Annotated in this window: 19 protein-coding genes; 13 read left to right on the top strand and 6 right to left on the bottom strand. The window is 75.1% G+C overall.

Translation table 11 applies throughout. The annotated features are described in order from the left end of the window. Nucleotides 1-94: 94 nt before the first annotated feature. The 3 genes from ABD644_RS12840 (at nt 95) to ABD644_RS12830 (ending at nt 4,786) form a co-directional block, all read left to right on the top strand. Nucleotides 95-433, top strand: a complete 339-nt coding sequence (locus tag ABD644_RS12840; protein ID WP_344689295.1) for a DUF6504 family protein — start codon at nt 95-97, stop codon at nt 431-433. Further along, the gene (locus ABD644_RS12835) at nt 433-915 is read left to right on the top strand and encodes an SAV_6107 family HEPN domain-containing protein (RefSeq protein ID WP_344689294.1); all 483 of its coding nucleotides are present in this window, start codon (nt 433-435) and stop codon (nt 913-915) included. Before ABD644_RS12840 ends, ABD644_RS12835 begins: the two co-directional genes overlap by 1 nt. Before the next feature lie 73 nt (nt 916-988). Next, entirely contained in the window at nt 989-4,786 is a 3,798-nt protein-coding gene (locus tag ABD644_RS12830) for a DNA polymerase III subunit alpha (RefSeq protein ID WP_344689293.1), read from the top strand. A gap of 22 nt (nt 4,787-4,808) precedes the next feature. Here the strand turns inward: ABD644_RS12830 and ABD644_RS12825 are convergent, their stop codons facing one another. Next, nucleotides 4,809-5,690 carry an aspartyl protease family protein gene (locus ABD644_RS12825; RefSeq protein ID WP_344689292.1) on the bottom strand — a complete coding sequence of 294 codons (882 nt, stop codon included), beginning with the start codon at nt 5,688-5,690 and terminating at the stop codon, nt 4,809-4,811. On the opposite strand from ABD644_RS12825, the gene ABD644_RS12820 reads away from it, so the two are divergent. From ABD644_RS12820 to ABD644_RS12790, 7 genes are all read left to right on the top strand, one after another. After that, the gene (locus tag ABD644_RS12820) at nt 5,684-6,025 is read left to right on the top strand and encodes an ArsR/SmtB family transcription factor (RefSeq protein ID WP_344689291.1); all 342 of its coding nucleotides are present in this window, start codon (nt 5,684-5,686) and stop codon (nt 6,023-6,025) included. The genes ABD644_RS12825 and ABD644_RS12820 overlap by 7 nt on opposite strands. 3 nt (nt 6,026-6,028) lie before the next feature. After that, complete coding sequence (locus tag ABD644_RS12815; protein ID WP_344689290.1) at nt 6,029-6,535, top strand: SRPBCC family protein; 507 nt, start codon at nt 6,029-6,031, stop codon at nt 6,533-6,535. Further along, complete coding sequence (locus tag ABD644_RS12810) at nt 6,535-7,155, top strand: dihydrofolate reductase family protein (RefSeq protein ID WP_344689289.1); 621 nt, start codon at nt 6,535-6,537, stop codon at nt 7,153-7,155. The genes ABD644_RS12815 and ABD644_RS12810 overlap by 1 nt, the downstream gene beginning before the upstream one ends. Nucleotides 7,156-7,257: 102 nt before the next feature. Continuing rightward, nucleotides 7,258-8,721 carry an HNH endonuclease signature motif containing protein gene (locus ABD644_RS12805; protein WP_344689288.1) on the top strand — a complete coding sequence of 488 codons (1,464 nt, stop codon included), beginning with the start codon at nt 7,258-7,260 and terminating at the stop codon, nt 8,719-8,721. 251 nt (nt 8,722-8,972) lie between these two features. After that, nucleotides 8,973-9,458: a VOC family protein gene (locus tag ABD644_RS12800; protein WP_344689287.1), complete on the top strand. Its 486-nt coding sequence runs from the start codon at nt 8,973-8,975 to the stop codon at nt 9,456-9,458. Nucleotides 9,459-9,514: 56 nt separating this feature from the next. Beyond that, the gene (locus ABD644_RS12795; RefSeq protein WP_344689286.1) at nt 9,515-10,258 is read left to right on the top strand and encodes a class I SAM-dependent methyltransferase; all 744 of its coding nucleotides are present in this window, start codon (nt 9,515-9,517) and stop codon (nt 10,256-10,258) included. Nucleotides 10,259-10,265: 7 nt separating this feature from the next. Beyond that, complete coding sequence (locus ABD644_RS12790) at nt 10,266-11,465, top strand: alkaline phosphatase family protein (protein ID WP_344689285.1); 1,200 nt, start codon at nt 10,266-10,268, stop codon at nt 11,463-11,465. On the opposite strand, the gene ABD644_RS12785 is transcribed toward ABD644_RS12790, so the two are convergent. Both ABD644_RS12785 and ABD644_RS12780 read right to left on the bottom strand, forming a co-directional pair. Then, nucleotides 11,458-12,408, bottom strand: a complete 951-nt coding sequence (locus ABD644_RS12785; RefSeq protein WP_344689284.1) for a ferredoxin family protein — start codon at nt 12,406-12,408, stop codon at nt 11,458-11,460. The two genes, ABD644_RS12790 and ABD644_RS12785, sit on opposite strands and share 8 nt — an antisense overlap. Before the next feature lie 13 nt (nt 12,409-12,421). Continuing rightward, on the bottom strand, nt 12,422-13,663 hold the full coding sequence (locus ABD644_RS12780) for a cupin domain-containing protein (protein WP_344689283.1): 1,242 nt from the start codon (nt 13,661-13,663) through the stop codon (nt 12,422-12,424). A 260-nt stretch (nt 13,664-13,923) separates the two neighbouring features. Between ABD644_RS12780 and ABD644_RS12775 the strand changes: the two genes are divergently transcribed. From ABD644_RS12775 to ABD644_RS12765, 3 genes are all read left to right on the top strand, one after another. Then, nucleotides 13,924-14,148: a hypothetical protein gene (locus tag ABD644_RS12775; protein WP_344689281.1), complete on the top strand. Its 225-nt coding sequence runs from the start codon at nt 13,924-13,926 to the stop codon at nt 14,146-14,148. Nucleotides 14,149-14,295: 147 nt separating this feature from the next. Next, entirely contained in the window at nt 14,296-15,492 is a 1,197-nt protein-coding gene (gene dinB, locus ABD644_RS12770; RefSeq protein WP_344689280.1) for a DNA polymerase IV, read from the top strand. Between the two features lie 142 nt (nt 15,493-15,634). Continuing rightward, a complete protein-coding gene (locus ABD644_RS12765) occupies nt 15,635-16,102 on the top strand; it encodes a DUF3040 domain-containing protein (RefSeq protein ID WP_344689279.1) in 468 nt (155 codons plus the stop codon). A 3-nt stretch (nt 16,103-16,105) separates the two neighbouring features. Here the strand turns inward: ABD644_RS12765 and ABD644_RS12760 are convergent, their stop codons facing one another. From ABD644_RS12760 to ABD644_RS12750, 3 genes are read right to left on the bottom strand one after another with little or no spacing between them, the layout of a single operon-like run. Continuing rightward, the gene (locus tag ABD644_RS12760; RefSeq protein ID WP_344689278.1) at nt 16,106-18,466 is read right to left on the bottom strand and encodes a transglutaminase TgpA family protein; all 2,361 of its coding nucleotides are present in this window, start codon (nt 18,464-18,466) and stop codon (nt 16,106-16,108) included. Further along, nucleotides 18,463-19,839, bottom strand: coding sequence for a DUF58 domain-containing protein (locus tag ABD644_RS12755; RefSeq protein WP_344689277.1), 1,377 nt, complete (start codon nt 19,837-19,839; stop codon nt 18,463-18,465). Before ABD644_RS12755 ends, ABD644_RS12760 begins: the two co-directional genes overlap by 4 nt. A 6-nt stretch (nt 19,840-19,845) precedes the next feature. Next, the gene (locus ABD644_RS12750) at nt 19,846-20,826 is read right to left on the bottom strand and encodes an AAA family ATPase (protein ID WP_344689276.1); all 981 of its coding nucleotides are present in this window, start codon (nt 20,824-20,826) and stop codon (nt 19,846-19,848) included. Nucleotides 20,827-20,888: the final 62 nt, after the last annotated feature.

The raw sequence follows: 20,888 nt of genomic DNA, 5'->3' as shown, positions 1-20,888 counted from the left end.
CGCCGGTCCACCACCGCTCCTCGGCCCTTCCCCGCCCGGAGCGGTGGCCGGGGCCGGCGCGGGGTGGGTGCGGGTACGAGGTGGGGAGTCTGTCATGAGCCGGGTGCTCGGTGAGACCGTCGGTCGGGTCGGTGAAGAGGTGCAGGTCGAGCGCGGCGCCCTCGGGCCGGTGCAGTTCTGGCGCGGCTCCTCCCGCTACGTGGTGGGCGAGCTGCTCGACTCGTGGGTCGAGACCGCGCCGTGGTGGCTGCGCGACACCTCGGTCCTGGGCGGGGCTCCCGGTGGCGCCTCCGCCGAGCTCGTCGCCACCCGGGAGGTGTGGCGGGTCGAGGCGGTGCGTGCCGGCCGGTCGCGGATGAGCTTCGCCGGCGTCTTCGACCTGTCGTGGGACGCCGCCGGCAACCGCTGGTGGCTCGTGCGGGTGCACGACTGATGGGCGCCGTCCGCGCCGTGCCCGCCGGTCAGCTGCCCCTGCCCCCGGCACTGCCCGCCGCCGCCGGCCAGCTCCTCGACCAGGCGCACCGCGCGCTGGCCGAGGCGTCGGCCGCCACCGATCCCCGGGAGCGGTACGCCACGGCGCACCTGGGCGCGCTGCGCGCGGCCGCCGCCGTGCTGGCCGCCCGCACCCGGCCCGAACCCGCCCGCCGCCGCCCGCGCAGCGCCTGGGTGCTGCTGGCCCAGGTCGCGCCCGAGATGGGGGAGTGGGCCACCTTCTTCGCCGCCGGTGCCGCCAAGCGGGCGGCGGCCGAGGCGGGGCTCTCCCATGCGGTCACCGAGCGGGAGGCCGACGACCTGGTCCGCGACGTCGGCGGCTTCCTCGCCGTGGTGGAGAACTGCCTCGGCGCGTTGCCCGCGCCGCCCCGCTCACCGTTCCGCCGTCCGACGCCGGCTCGTGGCGCCGGATCACGGAAGTGAGCGAGCTTGCGAGCTCACCGGTAGACGCAGCAGCCACGCTCACGCGGTCGACGAGCGCCAGCGAGGAGTCCGCGTGAGCGACCCCTTCGTCCACCTGCACGTCGCGTCCGGTTACTCCATGCAGTACGGGGCCAACCACCCCGCCGACCTCGTGGCCCGCGCCGCCGAGCACGGCATGTCGGCGCTGGCCCTCACCGATCGCGACGGGCTGTACGGCACGGTGAAGTTCGCCCTCGCCTGCCGTGCGGCCGGCGTGCGGCCGATCTTCGGCGTCGACCTCGCCGTCGCTCCCGCTCTCGGTGCCACGTCGCACCCGGCGCGGGCCACCGCGCTGGGGGGCGAGGAGTCCGGCGCCCGGCCGCCACGGCTGCGCACGGCTGCGCCGCTGCGCAAGAGCCCCGCCCGCGGCGGGGCGAGCGTCGACCCGCGGCTGCCGCGGGTCACTTTCCTCGCCCGCGACGGCGCCGGTTGGCGCTCGCTGTGCCGGCTGACCAGCGCCACGCACCTGCGCGGCACGCGCGGGGAGCCGGTGAGCTCGCTGGCCACGGCCGCCGAGCACGCCTCCGGGCTGATCGCGGTGCTCGGGCCCGACTCGCCGGTGGGTCGGGCGCTGCTCACCGGCCGGGCCGACCACGCCGCCGCCCACCTCGACGCCTGGCGGGCCGCCTTCGGGCCGGGCCGGCTGGTGCTCGAGGTCGTGCACCACCGCGGGCGCGGCGACCGGCAGCGCGCCCAGGCGATGCTGCGGTTCGCCGCCGAGCAGGGCGTGCCGGTGGTGCTCAGCAACGCCGTCCGGTACGTCGACGCCCTCGACGCCCCCACGGTCGACGTGCTCGACGCGTCCCGCCGGCTGGTCGCGCTCGACCTGCGGCACGTCGACCGGCGCACCGCCGAGGGGTACCTGAAGTCGGGCAAGGAGATGGCCGAGGTCGCCGAGGACCTCGTCGGCCCCGACCGCGACGCCGCGCTGCGGCTGCTCGAGCGCACCGCGCGGCTGGCCGAGCAGTGCACCGTCGACATCCGGGAGGACCTCGGCATCGGCAGCGTCCGCTATCCCGAACTCGACGTCGTCACCACCGTCGCCGAGCGCGGGATGAGCCCCTCGCAGGTGCTGCGGGCGCGCTGCGAGGCGGGCCTGGGCCGGCGCGGCATGGCGCCCTCGGAGCGGGTCCGGCAGCGGCTGGAGGAGGAGCTGGCGGTCATCGACTCCCTCGGCTACCCGTCCTACTTCCTCACCGTCGCCGACGTGGTCGACCTCATCAAGAGCTTGAGGGTGCGGGCGGCGGCCCGCGGGTCCGGGGCGGGCAGCCTGGTCACCTACCTGCTCGGCATCTCCGACGTCGACCCGATCCGCTACGGCCTGCTGATGGAGCGCTTCCTCTCCCCGCTGCGCCACCAGCTGCCCGACGTCGACATCGACGTGGAGTCCGCGCGGCGCATGGAGGTCTACGACGCGGTCATCGACCGCTTCGGCGCCGACCGGGTCAGCTGCATCTCGATGATGGACACCTATCGGGTGCGGCACGCCATCCGCGACGTCGGCGCCGCGCTCGGGCTGCCGCCGGCCGAGATCGACGCCGTCGCCAAGGCGTTCCCGCACATCCGGGCCAACCAGGTGCACGCCGCGCTCAAGGACCTGCCGGAGCTGCGGGCCAGCCGGCTGGGCTCGAAGCGGTCCGGGGGCAGCGGCGATCTCGACCTGATGTTCGACCTCGTCGCCCGGCTCGACGGCCTGCCCCGGCACATCGCGCTGCACCCGTGCGGGGTGCTGCTGTCGGACGCGACGCTGCTCGACCGCACCCCGGTGGAGAGCAGCTACCTGGGCTATCCGATGAGCCAGTTCGACAAGGACGACGTCGAGGAGCTCGGGCTGCTCAAGCTCGACCTGCTGGGCATCCGGATGCAGTCGGCGATCGCGCACGCGCTGGACGAGGTGGCCCGGGTCGACGGCGTGACCGTCGACATCGACGCCGTCCCGCGCGACGACCCGACGACGTTCGAGCTGATCCGCTCGACCCGCACGCTCGGCATGTTCCAGATCGAGTCGCCGGGGCAGCGGGAGCTGGTCGGCAAGTTCGGGCCGCAGACGTTCGAGGACATCATCATCGACATCTCGCTGTTCCGGCCCGGGCCGGTGAAGAGCGACATGGTCACCCCGTTCCTCATGGCCCGGAACGGCTGGAACGCGGCGGTCTACCCGCACCCCGACCTCGAGTTCGCCCTCGAGGAGACCGCCGGGGTCGTGGTCTTCCACGAGCAGGTGCTGCAGATCGTCGCCCGCATGACCGGCTGCACCCTGGCCGAGGCCGACGAGGTGCGCCGGGCGCTGGGGGAGAAGGACGCCCATCCCGAGGTGCGGGCGTGGTTCGTGCCGCAGGCGATCGGGGCCGGCTATCCGGTGGAGGTCGCCGAGCGGGTCTGGGAGGTGCTGGCGGCCTTCGGGTCGTTCGGCTTCTGCAAGGCGCACGCGGCGGCGTTCGCCCTGCCCACCTACCAGTCGGCGTGGCTGAAGACCCACCACCCGGCGGCATTCCTGGCCGGGGTGCTCACCCACGACCCCGGCATGTACCCGAAGCGGCTGATCCTCGACGATGCCCGCAACTTCGGCATCCGGGTACTGGGCCTCGACGTCAACGCCTCGTCCGACACCTACCGGGTGGAGCTGCTGGACGCCGACCCTGAGGGTGAGGTGGAGGTCGAGGTTCTGTCGCAGCCTGAGGGGGTGCCGGCGGGTAGGCCCCGGCCGGAGTGGATGCCGGCCGCCATGGCCGACCCGTCCCGCTACGGCGTCCGGGTCTCGCTCGCCGACGTGAAGGGCATCTCCGACGACGAGGTGTCCCGCATCGTGGCCGGTCAGCCCTACCGGTCGCTGACGGATTTCTGGTCGCGGAGCTCGGTGTCACGGCCGGTGGTGGAGCGGCTGGTGCTCGCCGGCGGGTTCGACTCGCTGTACGGCTTCGGGGTGCGCGACCGGGAGGCCGGGCGCCCGACCCACCGCCGTCGGCAGGTGACCCGGCGCGACCTGCTGCTGCAGATCGGCGAGCTGGACCGGTGGAGCCGCAGCGGTGCCAAGAAGAGTTCGAACGGGCAGCTGAGCCTCGACCTCATGGGGCTGGAGCTGCCCGAGTCGGCGGATCTCGGGGTCGCGGAGGAGGGCGTTGCGGCCGCACCGAGCTGGGCCGAGGGCAGCGGGCTGCCCGAGTTCACCGACGCCGAGCTGGTGCGCGCCGAGCTGGAGGTGCTGGGCCTGGACGCCAGCCGGCACGTCATCGACTTCTACCGGCCGTTCCTCCATGCGCTCGGGGCGGTGCCGGCGGGGGAGCTGCTCACCTGCCGCAGCGGGGCGGAGGTGCTGGTGGCCGGGGTCAAGGTCGCGACCCAGACCCCGCCGATCCGCTCCGGACGACGGGTGGTGTTCGTGACCCTCGACGACGGCTCGGGCTGCACCGACTCCACGTTCTTCGAGGACGCGCAGGGTCCCTACGCCGCCACGGTGTTCCACTCGTGGCTGCTGGTCATCCGCGGGGTGCTGCGGCGCACCGGCCCGCGCGGGGTCTCGCTGCGGGCGACCGGGGCCTGGGAGCTGCCGGCGCTGCACGAGGCGTGGGAGGCCGACGGTCTCGAGGGCGTCCGCGAGCTGATGGCGGCTACGGGGGAGTTCACCGAGCGGGCGATCGCCGGGGCGGCGGCGTCCCGCAACTCGCGGCCGGTCATGGTGCGGCCGGTGCTCGTGCACCCGACCGGCTTCCGCATGTCGCCCTACGCCGACATCAAGCCGGCGGGGGAGGACTCCAAGGTCGCGGCCCGGCGGGCGGCGTCCGGCCCACCCCGCAAGCTCTGGCATTCCAGCCCGGGCAGCTCGGGCCACTGAACGTGCAGCACGAGATGGGCCTCTAGGGAACCGGCTCAGCTGTCGAGCAGACGCTCGGGCGGCTCACTGCCCATCGCCCCGACGGCAGATCCATGGACCAGATCGCCTGGTGCAACGTCGGGTAGCCGAGGACCATCGTGAAGGGCTCGGGGAGCTCGACGACGGCCCCGAAATCGGCGATGGCGACGGTATGGCTCGCAAAGGACACATCCGCGATCCGATAGCCCGCCATGCGGCCTACGTCCGTGACCGCGGTCGTCCCCGAGGAGTCGGTTCCACTGGCGCTCCCCATCGCGGTGAACAGCTCGGGATGCGACGTCACCAGCTCCCGATCGACCACCGTGATATCGGCACCGGTGTCCCACAGTGCCCGGACCACCTTTCCTCCGGGCAGGGCCACCGGCAGGTAGCAGTGCCCCCGCGTGCCGCGCTCGAGTGGCAGGTCGGCTGTCAGACCACCGGCCACCGTCGTGTAGAGGGTCGCCGCCGGGCCGTCGAGCAGGAGTGCGTGCTCACCGAGGACGTCGAGCCCCAGCAGTGAACGTGCACCGGCACCGCCGGTGCGCAGCCGCGCGACGGTGCGAGGTCCTGCGGTGAGGCCGGGCACGGTGAGATCCGGCAGGACCACCCGCTCGACGGGGGCGCGGCCGAAGAGACCCTCTGCAGTGTCCTCGCCGACCACGGAGGCCGAGATCAGCGCATCGGGGTCCGCGATCTGCGTGGTCGGACTCCCGGAATCCAGCACGAACCGATGCCGTGCTCCGGACACCGTTCCGTCCACACAGAGGAGCGCGCACTCCTCGAACTCCTCATCGGGTTCTACGCGGAGGACAACCGGCACCACTCGGCCAGCATCGCAGGATTGACGCATGCCGATATAGGCATACGATGGCGTCCATGGCACGAGCAGCGACGACGTCGGACGTCTTCAACGCGATCGCGGAGCCGCAGCGTCGGGAGATCCTGGTGCTCCTGCGGGCGGGCGAGCGGCCGGTGACCGAGTTGGCCCAGGAGCTGGGGATGGCCCAGCCGCGGGCGTCGAAACACCTGCGGGTGCTCCGGGAGGTCGGGCTGGTGCGGGACCGCAAGGCGGGCAAGCAGCGCCTGTACGGCCTTGACGCCCGCGGGCTGCGACCGGTCCACCAGTGGACCGGCGGGTTCGAGCGGTTCTGGAACGAGAGCTTCGACCGGCTGGACGCCTATGTGCAGGACCTCGAGCAGGCAAGGCGGGTGGAGTGACCGATGGCATCGACAGGACGGGATGCGCCGGCGCACCCAGCGACGGTTGACCGCGAGATCGTGATCTCGCGGGTCATCAGTGCCCCGCGGGAGCTGGTGTTCGAGGCGTTCACCGAGGTCCGGCACCTGTCGCGATGGTGGGGACCCGAGGGGTTCACCACCACCACGCGGGCGTTCGAGTTCCGCGTCGGCGGGGAGTGGGACTTCGTGATGCACGGACCGGACGGGACGGACTACCAGGAGTGGATCACCTGGATCGAGATCGTCCCGCCGGAGCGGATCGCGCTGCTGCACGGTGAGTCCCGCGGCGACCCGAACGCCTTCGAGTCGGTCCTGACGTTCGCGCCCGACGGCGCGGCGACCCGGATCGAGATGCGCACGGTGTTCCCCACCAAGGAGCTGCGCGACGAGGCGGTCGAGAAGTACCACGCGATCGAGGGCGGCCGACAGACCCTGGGCAACCTGGCCGCCTACGTCACCGAGATGGTTCGGACGGGAGTGGAGAGCTGATGGCCGGAAAGGTGTTCTTCAGCGTGTCGATGTCGCTGGACGGCTTCATCGCGCCCGAGTCCCTCTCGGACCTGATGGGGCAGCAGTGGATGGAGCTGCAGGCGTGGGTCTTCCCGACGCGGTTCTTCCGGGAGAACCTGAAGCTCGGCGAGGGTGGCGAGCAAGGGCGCGACAACGACATCGTGCGGGAGACGTTCGAGCGCACCGGCGCGAGCGTGATGGGCAAGCGCATGTTCGACGCCGGCGAGCAGATGTGGCCGGAGGAGGCGCCGTTCCACACGCCGGTCTTCGTCGTGACGCACGAGAAGCGGAACCCCTGGGAGCGGCCGGGCGGAACCACCTTCCACTTCGTCGACGACGGCATCGAGTCCGCGCTCGACCAGGCCCGCGAGGTCGCCGGCGACCGCGACGTCCGCATCGCGGGCGGTGGCGCAACCATCCTCGAGTACGTGAACGCCGGCCTGATCGACGAGTTCACGATCGCGCTGTCACCCGTGCTGTTCGGCTCCGGAATCCGCCTGTTCGAGGGCGTGGACGCGGGCCGGGTAGCCCTGGAACAGGTCCGCGCGGAGCCGACGCAGCGAGTGACCCACCTGACCTACGCGGTCCGGGAGCGTTAGCTCATCGACTCGGCGCGGACCCGGTCCGCCGGGCCGTCCCGCACGGCCGTCCCCTCGAACGACAGCGACGGAAATGTCGTACCCCCGCCATAGCGTGTCGGTGTGTCTCGGATCTCTGGCTCCTCGACTTTCGAGGGCGTGCTGATCGACTGGTCGTTGGGCCAGCCGGTCGATCCGCCGCAGCTGCCGGTGGATCTGTTGTCGAGGCGGCAGGCGGCCGCGGAGTTGGCCCGGCGGCAGCGGCGGCAGGCGATGGACGCCGCCTACGAGGCGGAGCTGATCCTGCGGCTGGCCGAGCTGACCCCCGACGGCGACGACCCGCAGCCCGGCAGCCCGGGGGCGCGCACGCCCGGCTGGTCGGCCGGGGACGACGAGGCTTCCGGGGTGAGTGAGTTCTTCGCCGGGGAGCTGGCGCTGGTGCTCAACCGCGGCCGGGGCACCGCGCGGCATCTGCATCACCGGGCGCTGGCGTGGCGGGAGAACCTGCCCGCCACCTACGCGGCGCTGGCCGCCGGGGAGCTGGACGTGGCACGAGCCGCGGCGCTGGCCGACGTGCTCGGCACCACCCGCCCGGAGCTGGCCCGGGCGGTCGAGGCCCGGCTGCTGCCCGAGGCGGTGGACCTGTCGGTGGCCCGGCTGCGGGCCCGCGCCCTGGAGCTGCTGGCCGAGCTGGACGCCGCCGCCGCCGACCAGCGCCGCGAGCGGGCCCAGCGGTCCGCGGACGTGTTCCTGCAGCCCGGTCAAGATGGCATGGCCACCCTGGGCGCGGAACTGTCCGCCGACGAGGCCGCGGAGGCCTACGCGCTGATCGACCAGCTCGCCCGGCTGGCCAAGGCCGACGGCGACCCCCGGCCGATCGCGGCGATCCGGGTCGAGCTGTTCTCGCTGCTGCTGCGCCGCCCCGGCGGGCCCGGCCAGCCCGGCGTGGCCGCGCAGCTGACGATCACCGCCACCCTCGACTCGCTGGCCGGCACCGCCACGACCGCCGGCACCGTGAACGGGCTGGCGGTCACCGCCGCGCACGCCCGCGAGCTGCTCGCCCGGATCGGCGCCCTCGGGCTGCACGCCCCCGACGGGGGCAGCCTCACCTTCGCGGTCACCGACGCCGACGGGCGGCTGCTGGCCACCACCACGGTGGCCGAGCTGCTGCGGGTGGCCAGAAAGGGCTGCGCGCAGCACCCGGGCGAGGACTGCGGCTGCCCGGTGCTGGGCGCGCCCGCCGCCACCGATCGCTACGAGCCCACCGGCCGGCAGCAGACGTTCACCAAGACCCGGGACCGCACCTGCCGGATGCCCAACTGCGGGCAGCGGGTCGGCTGGGCCGACCTGGACCACGTCGTCGCGCACTCCTGCGGCGGGCAGACCGCTTGCACCAACCTGTGCTGCCTGTGCCGGTCGCATCACCGGCTGAAGACCTTCGCCCGCGGCTGGCAGTTCGTCATGGAGCCCGACGGCACCCTGCACGTCACCACCCCGACGGGGATCACCCGCACCACCCGGCCACCGGGCCTGCGCCCACCCGAACCACCCCCGGACCACCCCGACGACGACCCACCGCCCTTCTGAATCCGCAGGATCCAGGCGCGCGCCATCCGGGCCGCGGCTCGAGCGAGGCTGCCCGGACCACACCGGCCGGGCCGTCGAGCCGGCTGCTCCGACCACGGCCGGGCCGTCGACCGCGGCTCCCGCGCGTCGGCGGGATCCGCCCACCATCGGTGACGAGCGCACGGCGCTCCATCGCCCACCGATGACTTCATGTGCGGGGCAAGGTCTACCTGTCAGCCGGCGGGACAGCCGGATTCCGGAGAGGACGAGCGATGCCCAAGCAGATCCCGTGCCTGTGGTTCGACGGCACCGCCGAACAGGCCGCGCAGCACTACACCTCGATCTTCCCCAACTCGAGCATCGGCGACATCACCCGCTACGGGCCGAACATGCCCCCGCCGATGAAGGAGGGCGACGTCATGACCGTCGAGTTCACCCTCGACGGGCAGGAGTACACCGGGCTCAACGGTGGGCCGCAGTTCCCCTTCAGCGAGGCGATCTCCTTCCAGATCATGTGCAAGGACCAGGAGGAGGCCGACCACTACTGGACCCGCCTCACCGAGGGCGGCGAGGAGAGCCAGTGCGGCTGGCTCAAGGACAAGTTCGGGGTGTCCTGGCAGGTCGTGCCCACCGAAGCGATGAGCCTCCTGCAGGACCCCGACCCGGAACGGGCGCAGCGTGCCACCCAGGCGATGCTCCAGATGCGCCGCATCGACGTCGCGGAGATCAGGCGGGCGGCCGACAGCGTCCCGGTCTGAGCGCCCTCGGCGGCGCGGGCCGGTGCGGCCGGGAGCCCGCCACTAGGCTCCCGGGAGTGCCGACCGCTTCGCCCGCTGCCGAGCAGCTGCCCGCCCGGACCGCCGCCGTCTGGGCCGCGCTCGATCCGGTGGTGGGCGGGGCCACCTCGCTGCGCGTCCTCGACGTCGGCGGCGGCAGCGGCATGTTCGCCGTGCCGCTGGCCCGGCTGGGCCACGAGGTGACCGTCGTCGACCCCAGTGCTGACGCGCTGGCCACGCTGCGCCGCCGGGCCGACACCGCCGGCGTCGGTGCCCGGGTCCGCGGTGTCCAGGGCGACGGCGACCGGCTCCACGCCGTGCTCCCGCCCGCCGACGACACCGGTGGCTACGACCTCGCGCTGTGCCACTCCGTCCTCGAGGTGGTCGACGACCCGGCGGTCACCCTCCGCGAGATCGCCGGCGCCCTGCGGCCGGGCGGCCAGGTGAGTGTGGCGACGGCGAACCGAGCAGGTGCCGTCCTCGCCCGCGCCCTGGGCGGCCATCCCCGCGAGGCGCTGGCGCTGCTGGCCGACCAGGACCCCACGCCGGGCCGGGCCCGCCCCGCCCGCCGCCGGTTCGACCCCGCGGGCCTGCTGGCCCTCGTGCGGTCGGCCGGGCTCGAGCCCGGTCCGTGGCGCGGCGTGTCCGTGGTCGCCGATCTGCTGGAGGCCAGCTCGGACGCCGCCCCCGACGCCGTCCGCACGCTGGAGCTCGCGCTGGCCGAGGCCTCGCCCTACCGCGACGTGGCGGCCGGCCTGCACGTCCTCGCCGCCCGCAAGTGAGCCGCCCATGAGCGGCCAGGGCGGGGACCACCCGGGTGCCAGCCTGCCGGCGGACCTGCACCAGCCCGCCTACGGCTCGGCCTCGCTCGCCGACGTGCTGCCCGGGGTCGGGGCCGCGCTCGGCGTCCGCGTCGAGCGCGACGGGCTGCCGGCCGACCCGCTGGGACTGACCGCCGCGCTGAGCGGGGCGCGGCGCGTCGCCGTCCTCCTGGTCGACGGTCTCGGGGCCGACCTGATCCGCGCGCACGCGGACCTCGCGCCGACCCTCGCCGCGATGAGCGGCCCCGCCGGCGACCTGTCCGCGCCGTGCCCGAGTACCACCCCGGTCAGCCTCGCCACCCTCGGCACCGGCATGCCGCCGGGCGCCCACGGCATCCTCGGCTTCGTCACCGCCGTCCCGGGGGAGGAGCGCACCCTCAACCACGTCCAGTGGGGTGACGACCCCGACCCGGCCGCCTGGCAGGCGCGACCGACCGTCTTCGAGCAGGCCGCCGCCGACGGCGTCGAGGTGACCGCGGTCGGCCCCTACCTCTACAAGGGCTCCGGTCTCACCCGCGCCGTCTACCGCGGAGCCCACTACCCCGGGTCGGTCGGGCCCGGCGACCTGTCCGCGCAGATGGGACACGCGCTCACGGCGGCACCCCGCGCGCTCGTCTACGGCTACCTGGCCGAACTCGACCTGACCGGGCACGTCCGCGGTGTGGACTCCGACGCCTGGCGGGCGCAGCTCGCGCTGATCGACCGCATCGTCGAGCAGGTGGTCGACACGTTGCCCGCCGACGCCGCCCTCCTGATCACCGCGGACCAGGGGATGCTCGACATCCCGGCCTCGACGCGGGTCGATCTCGACTCCGAGCCCGCCCTCGACGAGGGGGTCCGCCTGCTCGCGGGGGAGCCCCGCGCCCGCTACGTGCACGCGGTCGACGGTGCCGCGGACGACGTGCTGGCGGCATGGAGCACCGTCCTGGGCGACCGCGCCTGGGTGACCTCGCGGGACGAGGCCATCGCCAGCGGTGTGTTCGGCCGGGTCGACGACGCGCTGGCCGCCCGCATCGGCGACGTCGTCGCTCTCGCCCGCGGCACCTGGGCGTTCACCGCCACCGAGCGCGAGCCCGGCCCCAGCCGGCTGATCGGCTACCACGGCTCGATCACCGCGACCGAGACCGCGATCCCGCTGCTGCTCGCCCGCGGGGCAGCCCTCAGCTGAGATCTGCGCCCAGCGTCACGTGCCAGGTGCGCGAGTGGGCGGCGTGCGTGGCCCGGCAGGTCAGGTGCACCGCCTCCACCGACGGGCGGCTCTCCACCGCGGCCACGACGTCGCCGGACGGCCCGGCGAGGGTGACCACCCACCGCTCGACCTCCTCGCCGGGGCGGGTGAGCTGCCGGACCGCCACCACGGGGAGGTCGTCGATGCCGAGCAGGCCCAGGGTCCGCCGGGCCTCGTGCTGGGCCGCCTGCGCCGGCGGCGGCACCCCGGCGCGCCCCCGCAGCCACGGCAGCGCCACCTGGCCCCGGCTGTGCGCGGCGACCAGGTCGGCGCCGTCGCCGGGCACCTGCCCGTAGTAGAAGCCGTACGGCAGCACCACGGCGTTCGCGGCGAACCGGTCGCCGCCCAGGTGGCTGCATTCCCACACGTCGGCGGGACCCGGCGCCGGCAGCGTCCGGGCCAGCGGCCGCCCGCGCAGCGCGCAGCAGGCGTCGTGGCCGCCGTGCGTGCACACCAGGTAGACCGGGCCGCTGGCCGGCTCGCCCACCGAGCCGTCCCAGGGCGCGTCGAGCAGGTCGGCGTCCCTCGAGCGCACCGACCACCAGAGGCCCTCGCGTCCCGGGTGGCTGTCGGCGTATGCCCACCGCCGGCCCGAGTCGGCGAGGCGGCCGCCCGGCCGCCGGACGAGCAGCAGCCGCACGTTCTCCGCCCGGGACCGGCGGGCCAGGGCGGGCGCGACGAGACGGTCGAAGCGCGACTCGGCCAGCGCGTCCCGCCCCCACGGCCCGGGCTGCTCGATCAGCACCCACCGCTGGGCCGGCGCCGCCGTCGCGACGGGGGAGTCCCCGCGCGACAGCGCCTGCACCGAGCAGCGGCTGTCGTCCAGCCGGCCGAGCGGCCGGACCGGGACGGCGGGAGCGTCGGCAGGGGAGCCGCCCGTCACGCCTCCGACCGGCTCATCGGTCGCTCCCGTTCGCGTCCCCACGGCTCCCATCGTGCCTGGCGGCCCGATCGGGTCCGTCGGGGACCGTGGCGATCGCGTCGGTGACCAGTCGTCGGGCCAGCGTCATCCGGTCGTCGGGGTCCAGCCCGGGCAGGTCGCCCACCTTGAGCTCGCCCACGGCCAGCAGCTCGGTCAGTGCGGCGCGCACCTCGCCGGGGAAGGTGTGCGTGCGGCGCCCGGCCAGCAGCTCGACGCGGCCCTCGGTGCCGTCGCGGAGCGCGCAGCGCAGCCGGCGGCGCATCCGGAGCACCGAGTCCGACGTCAGCGCCGCGGCGGCCGAGGCCTGGGCCAGCGGTGCCACCGGCTCGGGGCGCACCTGCGCCCAGGTGCGGGCCCGCAGCCGCTCGGCCACCTCGGCCGGGTCGACCCGGTCCAGCCATGCGCGCAGCGCGCCGAGCACCTCCCCGATGTCGGCCTCGAGGGTCGCGGGGTCGGCGAGGTCCACGCCGAGCGGGAACGAGCCGCGCAGCTCGGGGTCGTCGGTGGCCAGCGACCGCACCAGGTCGAGGGCGGCCTCGGCCGCGGCCCAGCGGGTCACGGAGTGGACGCCGACGGTCAGGTGGGCGCTGATCTCGCCGAGCGCCGTCGCCGAGTGCAGGAAGCCGCGGGGGAGGTAGAGGGCGTCACCGGGGCGCAGGACGGCGTCGACGACCGGCTCGCCCTCCGCGGCCGCGGCCACCGCGGCGGCGCGGTCGTTCCACGGCTGGGTGCGCAGCGGGTCGCGGAGCACCGGCTCGTGGATCCGCCAGTGCTTCTCGCCGGCCACCTGGAGCACGAAGACGTCGTGCACGTCGTAGTGCGGGCTGAAACCGCGCGAGGACGGCGGCGTGATGTAGGCGTTGACCTGGGTGGGGTGGCCCAGGTCGGCGGCCAGCTGGTCGGCGAACTCGATCAGCGGCGGCCAGAGGCGGTGCAGCCCCTGCAGGACGACGGTGCTGCCGTCGGCGAACAGGCGCAGTACCGCGTCGGAGGACACCTGGTCGGCGATCTCCGCGCCGGCGCCTCCGGAGGAGGTGAACCGCTTCGGGTCGACGACGGCGCCGTCCTTGGCGATGCGCAGGAACGGGGTGCGCAGGCCACGGGTCGAGAGCAGCTCGTCGACGGCCGCGAGGTCGAGCAGGTCGGTGAAGGAGTCGCCGGTGTCGGCGGCCCGGGTCAGCAGGGGGCGGCGGGCCCAGTACTGCTCCGCGAACACCTCCGGGTCGAGGTTCGTGCACCGCCGCAGGGCCGGGCGGAGCGCATGCTCCGCCCGGTCCTGCGAGGTCGGGTTCTCGGTCAGGCGGAACCGTCCGCGCCGCCGTCGGCACCGCCGTCTGCGCCACCGTCTGCGCCACCGTCTGCGCCACCGTCTGCGCCACCGTCGGCGCCACCGTCGGCACCGCCGTCAGCGCCACCGTCGGCACCGCCGTCCGCTCCACCGTCGGCACCGCCGTCCGCGCCACCGTCCGCCGGGCCGTGCGCACCGCTGTCGGCACCGCCGTCAGCGCCACCGTCGGCCCCGCCGTCAGCTCCGCCGTCGGCCGGGCCCTCCGTGCTGGTCATGTCGTCGTCGTCGAGTGCCATGTCATCTCCGATCCGGTCGTCGCGCCGGCCGCGGTCCTGCGGTCCGATCGGGCGCTGTCCACCGATGACGATCATGCCCATCCGAGCCGCCGGACGCAGGCCGGAACGGTGCGGTGATCCGCGCTCGGGACCGTTCGTGCGCACCGGCGTCCTCGATCGTGGTCGTGGGTTGGTTGCCCGCGCGCCGAACCGGGCCGCGGCCGCCGGGGGGCGTTACTCTCCTCCTGAGTCGAACAGGTGTTCGACGTGTCGAGGAGGTGGCAGGTGACCGGCGGCCGGGCGGCGGGGTGCACCGTGCTGCACGTCGACATGGACGCCTTCTTCGCCAGCGTCGAGGTGCGCCGGCGCCCCGAGCTGGCCGGCACCCCGGTGATCGTCGGGGGCGCGGGCAACCGGGGGGTGGTCACCTCGGCCACCTACGAGGCGCGCCGCTACGGGGTGCACGCGGCGATGCCGACCTCCCGCGCGCTGCGGCTGTGCCCGACGGCGACGGTGCTGCCGGGTGACCTGGCGCTCTACGCCGAGGTCTCCCGGTCGGTCATGGCGCTGTTCCGCTCGATCACCCCGCTCGTGGAGCCGTTGAGCCTGGACGAGGCGTTCCTCGACGTCCGCGGATCCCGCCGCCGGCTGGGCGACGCGGCGGAGATCGGTGAGTACCTGCGCGCCCGGGTCTTCGACGAGCAGGGCATCACCTGCTCGGTCGGCGTGGCCGGCACCAAGTTCGTCGCCAAGCTCGCCTCGACGTCGGCCAAGCCCGACGGTCTGCGCGTCGTCCGTCCCGCGGAGGTCATGGACTTCCTGCACCCGTTGCCGGTCGGCGCGCTGTGGGGGGTGGGCCCGAAGACCGAGGAGGTCCTGCTCCGGCTGGGCCTGCGAACCGTCGGCGACCTGGCGCACGTGCCGGCCAAGACCCTGCAGCGGGCGCTGGGCTCGGCGGCCGGCAGCCATCTGCACGATCTGGCGTGGGGGCGCGACCCGCGGCGGGTGGTCCCCGACGAGCCGGAGAAGTCCACCGGCCACGAGGAGACCTTCGGTACCGACATCGACGATCCCGTGGTCATCCACCGGGAACTGCTGCTGCTGTCCGAGCGCACGGCGGGCCGGCTGCGTTCCGGGGGGTGGCTGACCCGCACGGTGAGCATCAAGGTGCGCTTCGCCGACTTCGCCACCATCACCCGCAGTCGCACGCTCGACGTCCCGACCGACGTGGGCAAGGAGATCTACGACACCGCGCGCGGGCTCTTCGACGCGCTCGGGCTGGACCGGGCGCGGATCCGGCTCGTCGGCGTGCGGGCCGAGCGGCTGGTCGAGGCCGACACGGCGCCCCAGCAGCTCGAGCTGGGGGCGCGCGAGCACGGCCGCCGGGAGGCCGAGCTCGCCGCCGACCGGGCCGCCCGGCGGTTCGGGGCCGGCGCCGTCCGGCCGGCGACCCTGCTGCACCGCGACCGCCGACCCGGCTGACCTGCGCGGACGACGTTCCCCAGAGGTGTCGAAGGTCCCGCCGGGCCACCGACGAACGCCACTCGGAGGAGTGACCAAACGATGATCCTGGGGCACCGCCGCACGGCCGCCTTTCGCTGCCTGCAAACGGCTCGTATCCTCGATGTCACCGCCGGAGGGTGCCTCCGACGGCCATGGCTCCGCCCACCTGGAGGTCGACGTGCCGCTCTCCGAGCACGAGCAGCGTCTGCTGGAGCAGATCGAGCGTGCACTCGTCGATGACGATCCGAAGTTCGCGTCGACCGTCCGTACCGGTGACCGGCGCCTCAAGGCGCGCCGGAAGCTACAGCTGGGCGCTCTCCTCGTCCTGGTCGGCTTCGCCGTCCTGGTCGGTGGCGCGGTGGCCCGGTCGGTGCCGCTCGGGGTGCTCGGTTTCCTGATCGCCTTCGCCGGCGTCGCCCTCGGCGTCTTCCACTACAAGGCCGCCACCGGTGCCGTCGAGGCCGGCGGTGGGCCCGTCGGTGGCCGCGGCTCGACCTCGTCGGGCCGCTCCGGCCGCGGTGGCCGCTCTGGGAAGCAGCCGCTGAAGAGCCGCCTCGAGGAGCGTTTCCGCCGCCGCTACGACCAGTAGCCCTCAGACCGTCCGCGAGCGGCGGCCGCCGAGCAGCACCGGACGGCGGTCGAGCCAGCCGGCCACCCGGTCGCGGACGGCGGCCCGCAACGAGGCCGGCCAGCCCAGCGCCAGTGCGCGGGTGCGGGGGGAGGACGCCCCGAGCAACCCGCGCCGCGCCGTCCGCAGCGCCTCGAGCAGCTCCGGCCCCGCGACGTCCCGGCCGGCCGGCCCGTAGCTCGCCGCCTCCTCGGCCCGCGCGAGCCGTGCGACGGCGTCCCCGACCGCGGGGTCGGCCGTGCGTGCTGCGCCGGCCAGCTCGCGCGCGGTCTGCCGCGGCGTCCACGCCGGGTTGCGGGGGAGTCCCAGGTCGAGCGCGGTCGCGGTCAGCTCGTCCCACAGGGCTCCCGCGCTGCCGTCGGCGATGCGGCGCCGGCGCTGCCAGGTCCGTGCCCCCGCAGGCAGCGCGAGGAGGCCGGCGACCAGCAGGACCGCGCCGGCGACCGGCAGGAGCGTGCTCAGCGGGCCGGTCTCGGAGGCGTTCCCGGGGGTGGTCGGCACGGGCTCGTTCGCGCGGTCCTCGCGCGGCACGTTCGGCAGCGGAGCCGCGGTCGGCACCGGTTCGTCGACGCCGGGATCGGCGGTCGGTCCGCCCACCCGCGGCGCCCAGGGCAGGTCCACGGCGCGATCGGCGGCGATCGGCGTCGGGTCGAAGGGCACCCAGCCGAGCCCGGCGAAGTAGACCTCGACCCACGCGTGCGCGTCGTCGCTGGTGACCACCCGGCTGCCGTCGGAGCGTTCGCTGCCCGGGGTGTAGCCCAGCACCACCCGCGCGGGCACCCCGGCGACCCGCACCAGCGCCGCCATGACCCCGGCGTACTGCTCGCAGTAGCCGCGCTTGAGCCGGAGGAAGTCGACGAGGTCGTCGCCGCTCGTGCCCGGGGCCGTGGACAGGCTGTAGATGAAGCCGTTGGCCCGATTGGTCAGGTGGTCCAGGATCGCGCGGACCCGCTGGTAGGGCCCTTCGGCTCCCGCGGTGAGCTCGGTGACCAGGTCGGTGACCGTCGCGTCGAGGGGGGGCAGCGCCGTGTAGCGGTCCTGGATCTCGTCACCGGGCGGCAGCTGGGGCGCTGCGGCGAGCACGTCCGCCGACGGTCGCGCCTCCAGGGCGGACACCGAGTAGCTGACGCCGGCCGTGGTCACCTCGCGGCCGTAGATCGTCGCGGTGGCCGGGTCGAAGCGCCAGCTCTCGTCGCTGCCGTCGTCCATGCGCACCGACAGCGGGTTGCCGGGGACCGGGAGGAAGCGGTCGTCGTGCCGGATGCTCCGGATGCGGGCATCGACCGGCCGCGCCTCTCCCGGATCCGGCGGTGGGGCCAGCCGCTCGTCCTCGGCGATGGAGGTCTCGCCGGCCAGGTTGCTCAAGGTCCAGCCGGCCTCGATGTCGAACTGGTCCAGCGCCACCGCGCGCAGGTAGCCCGGGTCGTCGACCGACGTGCTGATCCGGAACAGGTCGATCGGCTCGGGCAGCGTGAGCTGGCCGCGCAGCTCGGCGACCGGGTCGAGCGCCGTGCCCGTGCTCCCGCCGGTGCCGCCTCCCAGGCCGGTGGCCAGGGAACCCTCGGCCAGGGTCGGGACGACGGCGCCGACGACGAGGCCGGTGATCAGCGCCGAGAACCCGATGCGCGCGGCCGCGACCGTGCCGGTGCCGGGACGCAGCCCGCCGCCGCGGCTGCGTGCGGACCGCTCCCGGTCGGCCAGCCGCCGGTGCTGGTCGGTCCACAGCAGGAGGGCCAGGCCCGCCGCGGGCGCGGCGACCGGGAGCAGCCCGATGCCGCCGGTGATCGTGCCGACCGGCACGCAGTAGAGGACGAGCAGCCCGAGCCCCGCGACCGCCGCCTGCCGCCCCGCCACGGCGACGAGGTCGACGATGACGGCGACGAACCCGACGAGCAGCGTGGTCAGCGACACCAGCCCGGTCAGCGCCAGCGCGGGGGGCGCCTGCTCGCGCACCTCGGCCGCGCCGTCGGCGAGCACGCCGAGGACCTCCGTGAGGCTCGCCGGGGTGGGCAGCAGGCCGAGCAACGCCCCGCCCGGCGCGTACAGGGCGGACAGCAGACCCGCCAGCAGCACGAGCTGACCGACGGGCACCAGGATCACGCCGAGCCCCGCCACGCGGTCGGGCACCGGGCGCCCGCGGGAGAGCCACGACCAGAGAACCGGTCCACCGCCGCGGAGCAGGAGGCCCCCGGCGAGGACGACGAGCACGGCGGCCAGGGCCGGCGGGAACCAGCGGCCGGTGGCGAAGACCGGACGCAGCGCGAGCGCACCCAGCAGCGTGGCCAGCGCCGCGGTCACCGCCGTCCGGACGTCCGCGCGGGTCATGCCGGCACCCCCAACCCGCCGGGCACGGACGGGGCGGCGGCGACGGGCCCGCCGAGCGAGGCCCACACGTCGGCGACCGACAGGTCGGCGCCTGCGGTTGCCACCTGCCAGCCAGCGGCCCGCAGCAGCCTCGCGGCGTCCTCCCGTTGCCGGTCGAGCGTCTCCCGGGAGGCGGCCGACAGCGCCCGCCGACCGCGGGCCGGGCCGGCGGCCCAGCTGCCGAGGTCGGCGAGGATCGCGAAGTCTCGCGTCGGCCCGGATCGCGCGCGCACCAGGTCGACGACGTCGTCGGGCCCGACCGCACCGAGGAGGCAGACGACCGGCCCCTCCCCGGCGGCCCGGCCCAGCTGCTCGATGCCGTGCGCGAGGGACGGGACGCGGGACGGGCCGACCGTCGCGAGGCGGTCGAGCAGGTCGTCGGGGGTCAGCCGGCCCCGGCCCGTCGTGGGGACCAGCTCGCCGACGTCGGTGACCAGGCGCAGCGCCGCCCCCCGGCGGGCCAGCATGGTGCCGATGCTCGCCGCCGCCTCGACCAGCCACTCGAGGCTGTCGGGGGGCGGGCAGTCGTCGCCGGCCGGGCCGGTCGCGGGGAGTTCCGTCGCGCGGCCGGCCACGACGTGGGCCCGTGACCGCGTGTCGAGGAAGAGGGTCGCCTGCGCCCGCCAGGGACGCTCCTCCAGGCGAACCATGAGCTCGCCCACGCGGGCGGTGGCCCGCCAGTGCACCTTGCGTAGGTCGTCGCCGTGGCGGTACTCGCGGGTGCTCACGTCGTCCTCGCCGTGGACGGCGATCGAGCGGCGCGCCCCGTCGCCGCCGCCGCCGTGCCCTCCGGCCGGCCCGCCGGGGCCGAGCGGGCGCACCCGGGGGACGACGAGCAGCGGCGCGGTGCCGGCGCCGACGGCGGTCCGCTCCACCAGACCGAACGGGTCGACCAGTCGCAGGCGCAGCGGGCCCAGCGCGTGCCGGCCCCGGCGGGCGCCGTGCACGCGGTAGGGCAGGGCCGCGGTCGCGCCGCCGCCGAGCCGTTCGACGACGAACTGCGGGGCGGGGCCGAGCTCCGGCGGCAGCTGCTCGGCCAGCATCCAGAGGCCGCCGGCGCGGCCGTCGGCGTTGGTGACCTCGAGCAGCACGTCCGCGCTGTCGCCGCGCGGGACCCGGGCGGGGGACAGCGTGCGCCGCGCGGTCAGCCGGAAGCGTTCTCGCGCGACGGCGGCGGAGGACAGCAGCGGGAGCGCGAGCGCGAAGACCGAGAGCTGCACCAGGGGCCGCTCGCCGAGCAGCATCCCCAGCAGGAGGAGCGCTCCGGCGCCGCCGACCAGGCAGCGGCCCCGCAGCGTGAGGAAGGACAGCACCCTGCCGGCCGGCCCGCGCACGGGAGGTCAGCGCCCGCGGGGGACCGGGACGGTGGTCAGCAGGTCGGCGACCACCTGTTCGGTGCTGCGGCGGCCGAGGGCCGCGTCGGCGGTGAGGAGCAGGCGGTGGGCCAGCACGGGGCCGGCCAGCGCCTGGACGTCGTCGGGCAGCACGTGGTCGCGGCCGGTCAGGGCCGCCGCCGCGCGGGCGGCGCGCAGCAGCTGGAGGCCGGCCCGCGGTGAGGCGCCCAGGCGCAGGTCGGGGGAGCGGCGGGAGGCCTCGACCAGGGCGACGACGTAGCGGCGGACCGCGTCGGAGACGTGCAGCCGGCCGACCGCGGCCACGAGCTCGCGGACGGTCGCCGCATCGGCCACCGGGGCCAGGGTGGTCAGCGGGTCGGCCACCGACCGCTCGTCGAGCATCGACAGCTCGGCGTCGCGGTCGGGGTAGCCCATGGAGACGCGGGCGGTGAACCGGTCGCGCTGGGCCTCGGGGAGGGGGTAGGTGCCCTCCATCTCCAGCGGGTTCTGCGTCGCCATGACCAGGAACGGCCGGGCCAGCTCGTAGCTGACGCCGTCGACGGTGACCTGCCGCTCCTCCATGCACTCCAGCAGCGCCGACTGCGTCTTGGGCGAGGCCCGGTTGATCTCGTCGGCCACCACGATGTTGGCGAAGATTGCGCCGGGCTTGAACTCGAACTCCCGCGACTCCTGGTCGTAGATCGCGACCCCGGTGACGTCGCTGGGCAGGAGATCGGGCGTGAACTGGATCCGCCGGACGGTGGCGTCGACGGACGCGGCCAGCGCCTTGGCCAGCGTGGTCTTGCCCACGCCGGGCACGTCCTCGATCAGCAGGTGGCCCTCGGCCAGCAGCACCACGAGGGCCAGCCGGACGACGTCGGGCTTGCCTTGGACAACGCGCCCGATGTTGGCCGCGATCCGCGTGCCTTCCGCGGCGACGTCGACCGAGGAGGCCGGTCCGTCGGCGGTCCGTGTCGCCTCCGTCACGTCATCCACCGTACGTGGCCGCGGGCGCTCTGGGAGAGGTCTCGGCGCCGCGACGCTCCGGA

Origin of the sequence: Blastococcus jejuensis (genome assembly GCF_039534705.1) — a bacterium.
Classification (GTDB): Bacteria; Actinomycetota; Actinomycetes; order Mycobacteriales; family Geodermatophilaceae; genus Blastococcus_B; species Blastococcus_B jejuensis.
The sequence above is the reverse complement of the archived record's forward strand: the minus strand, read 5'-3'. Positions and strand labels throughout refer to the sequence as shown.

Coding starts and splice junctions, on each gene's coding strand:
- ABD644_RS12840 (WP_344689295.1), top strand. CDS start 95: ATGAGCCGGGTGCTCGGTGAGACCGTCGGTCGGGTCGGTGAAGAGGTG.
- ABD644_RS12835 (WP_344689294.1), top strand. CDS start 433: ATGGGCGCCGTCCGCGCCGTGCCCGCCGGTCAGCTGCCCCTGCCCCCG.
- ABD644_RS12820 (WP_344689291.1), top strand. CDS start 5,684: ATGGCACGAGCAGCGACGACGTCGGACGTCTTCAACGCGATCGCGGAG.
- ABD644_RS12815 (WP_344689290.1), top strand. CDS start 6,029: ATGGCATCGACAGGACGGGATGCGCCGGCGCACCCAGCGACGGTTGAC.
- ABD644_RS12810 (WP_344689289.1), top strand. CDS start 6,535: ATGGCCGGAAAGGTGTTCTTCAGCGTGTCGATGTCGCTGGACGGCTTC.
- ABD644_RS12800 (WP_344689287.1), top strand. CDS start 8,973: ATGCCCAAGCAGATCCCGTGCCTGTGGTTCGACGGCACCGCCGAACAG.
- ABD644_RS12790 (WP_344689285.1), top strand. CDS start 10,266: ATGAGCGGCCAGGGCGGGGACCACCCGGGTGCCAGCCTGCCGGCGGAC.
- ABD644_RS12765 (WP_344689279.1), top strand. CDS start 15,635: ATGTCACCGCCGGAGGGTGCCTCCGACGGCCATGGCTCCGCCCACCTG.
- ABD644_RS12760 (WP_344689278.1), bottom strand. CDS start 18,466: ATGACCCGCGCGGACGTCCGGACGGCGGTGACCGCGGCGCTGGCCACG.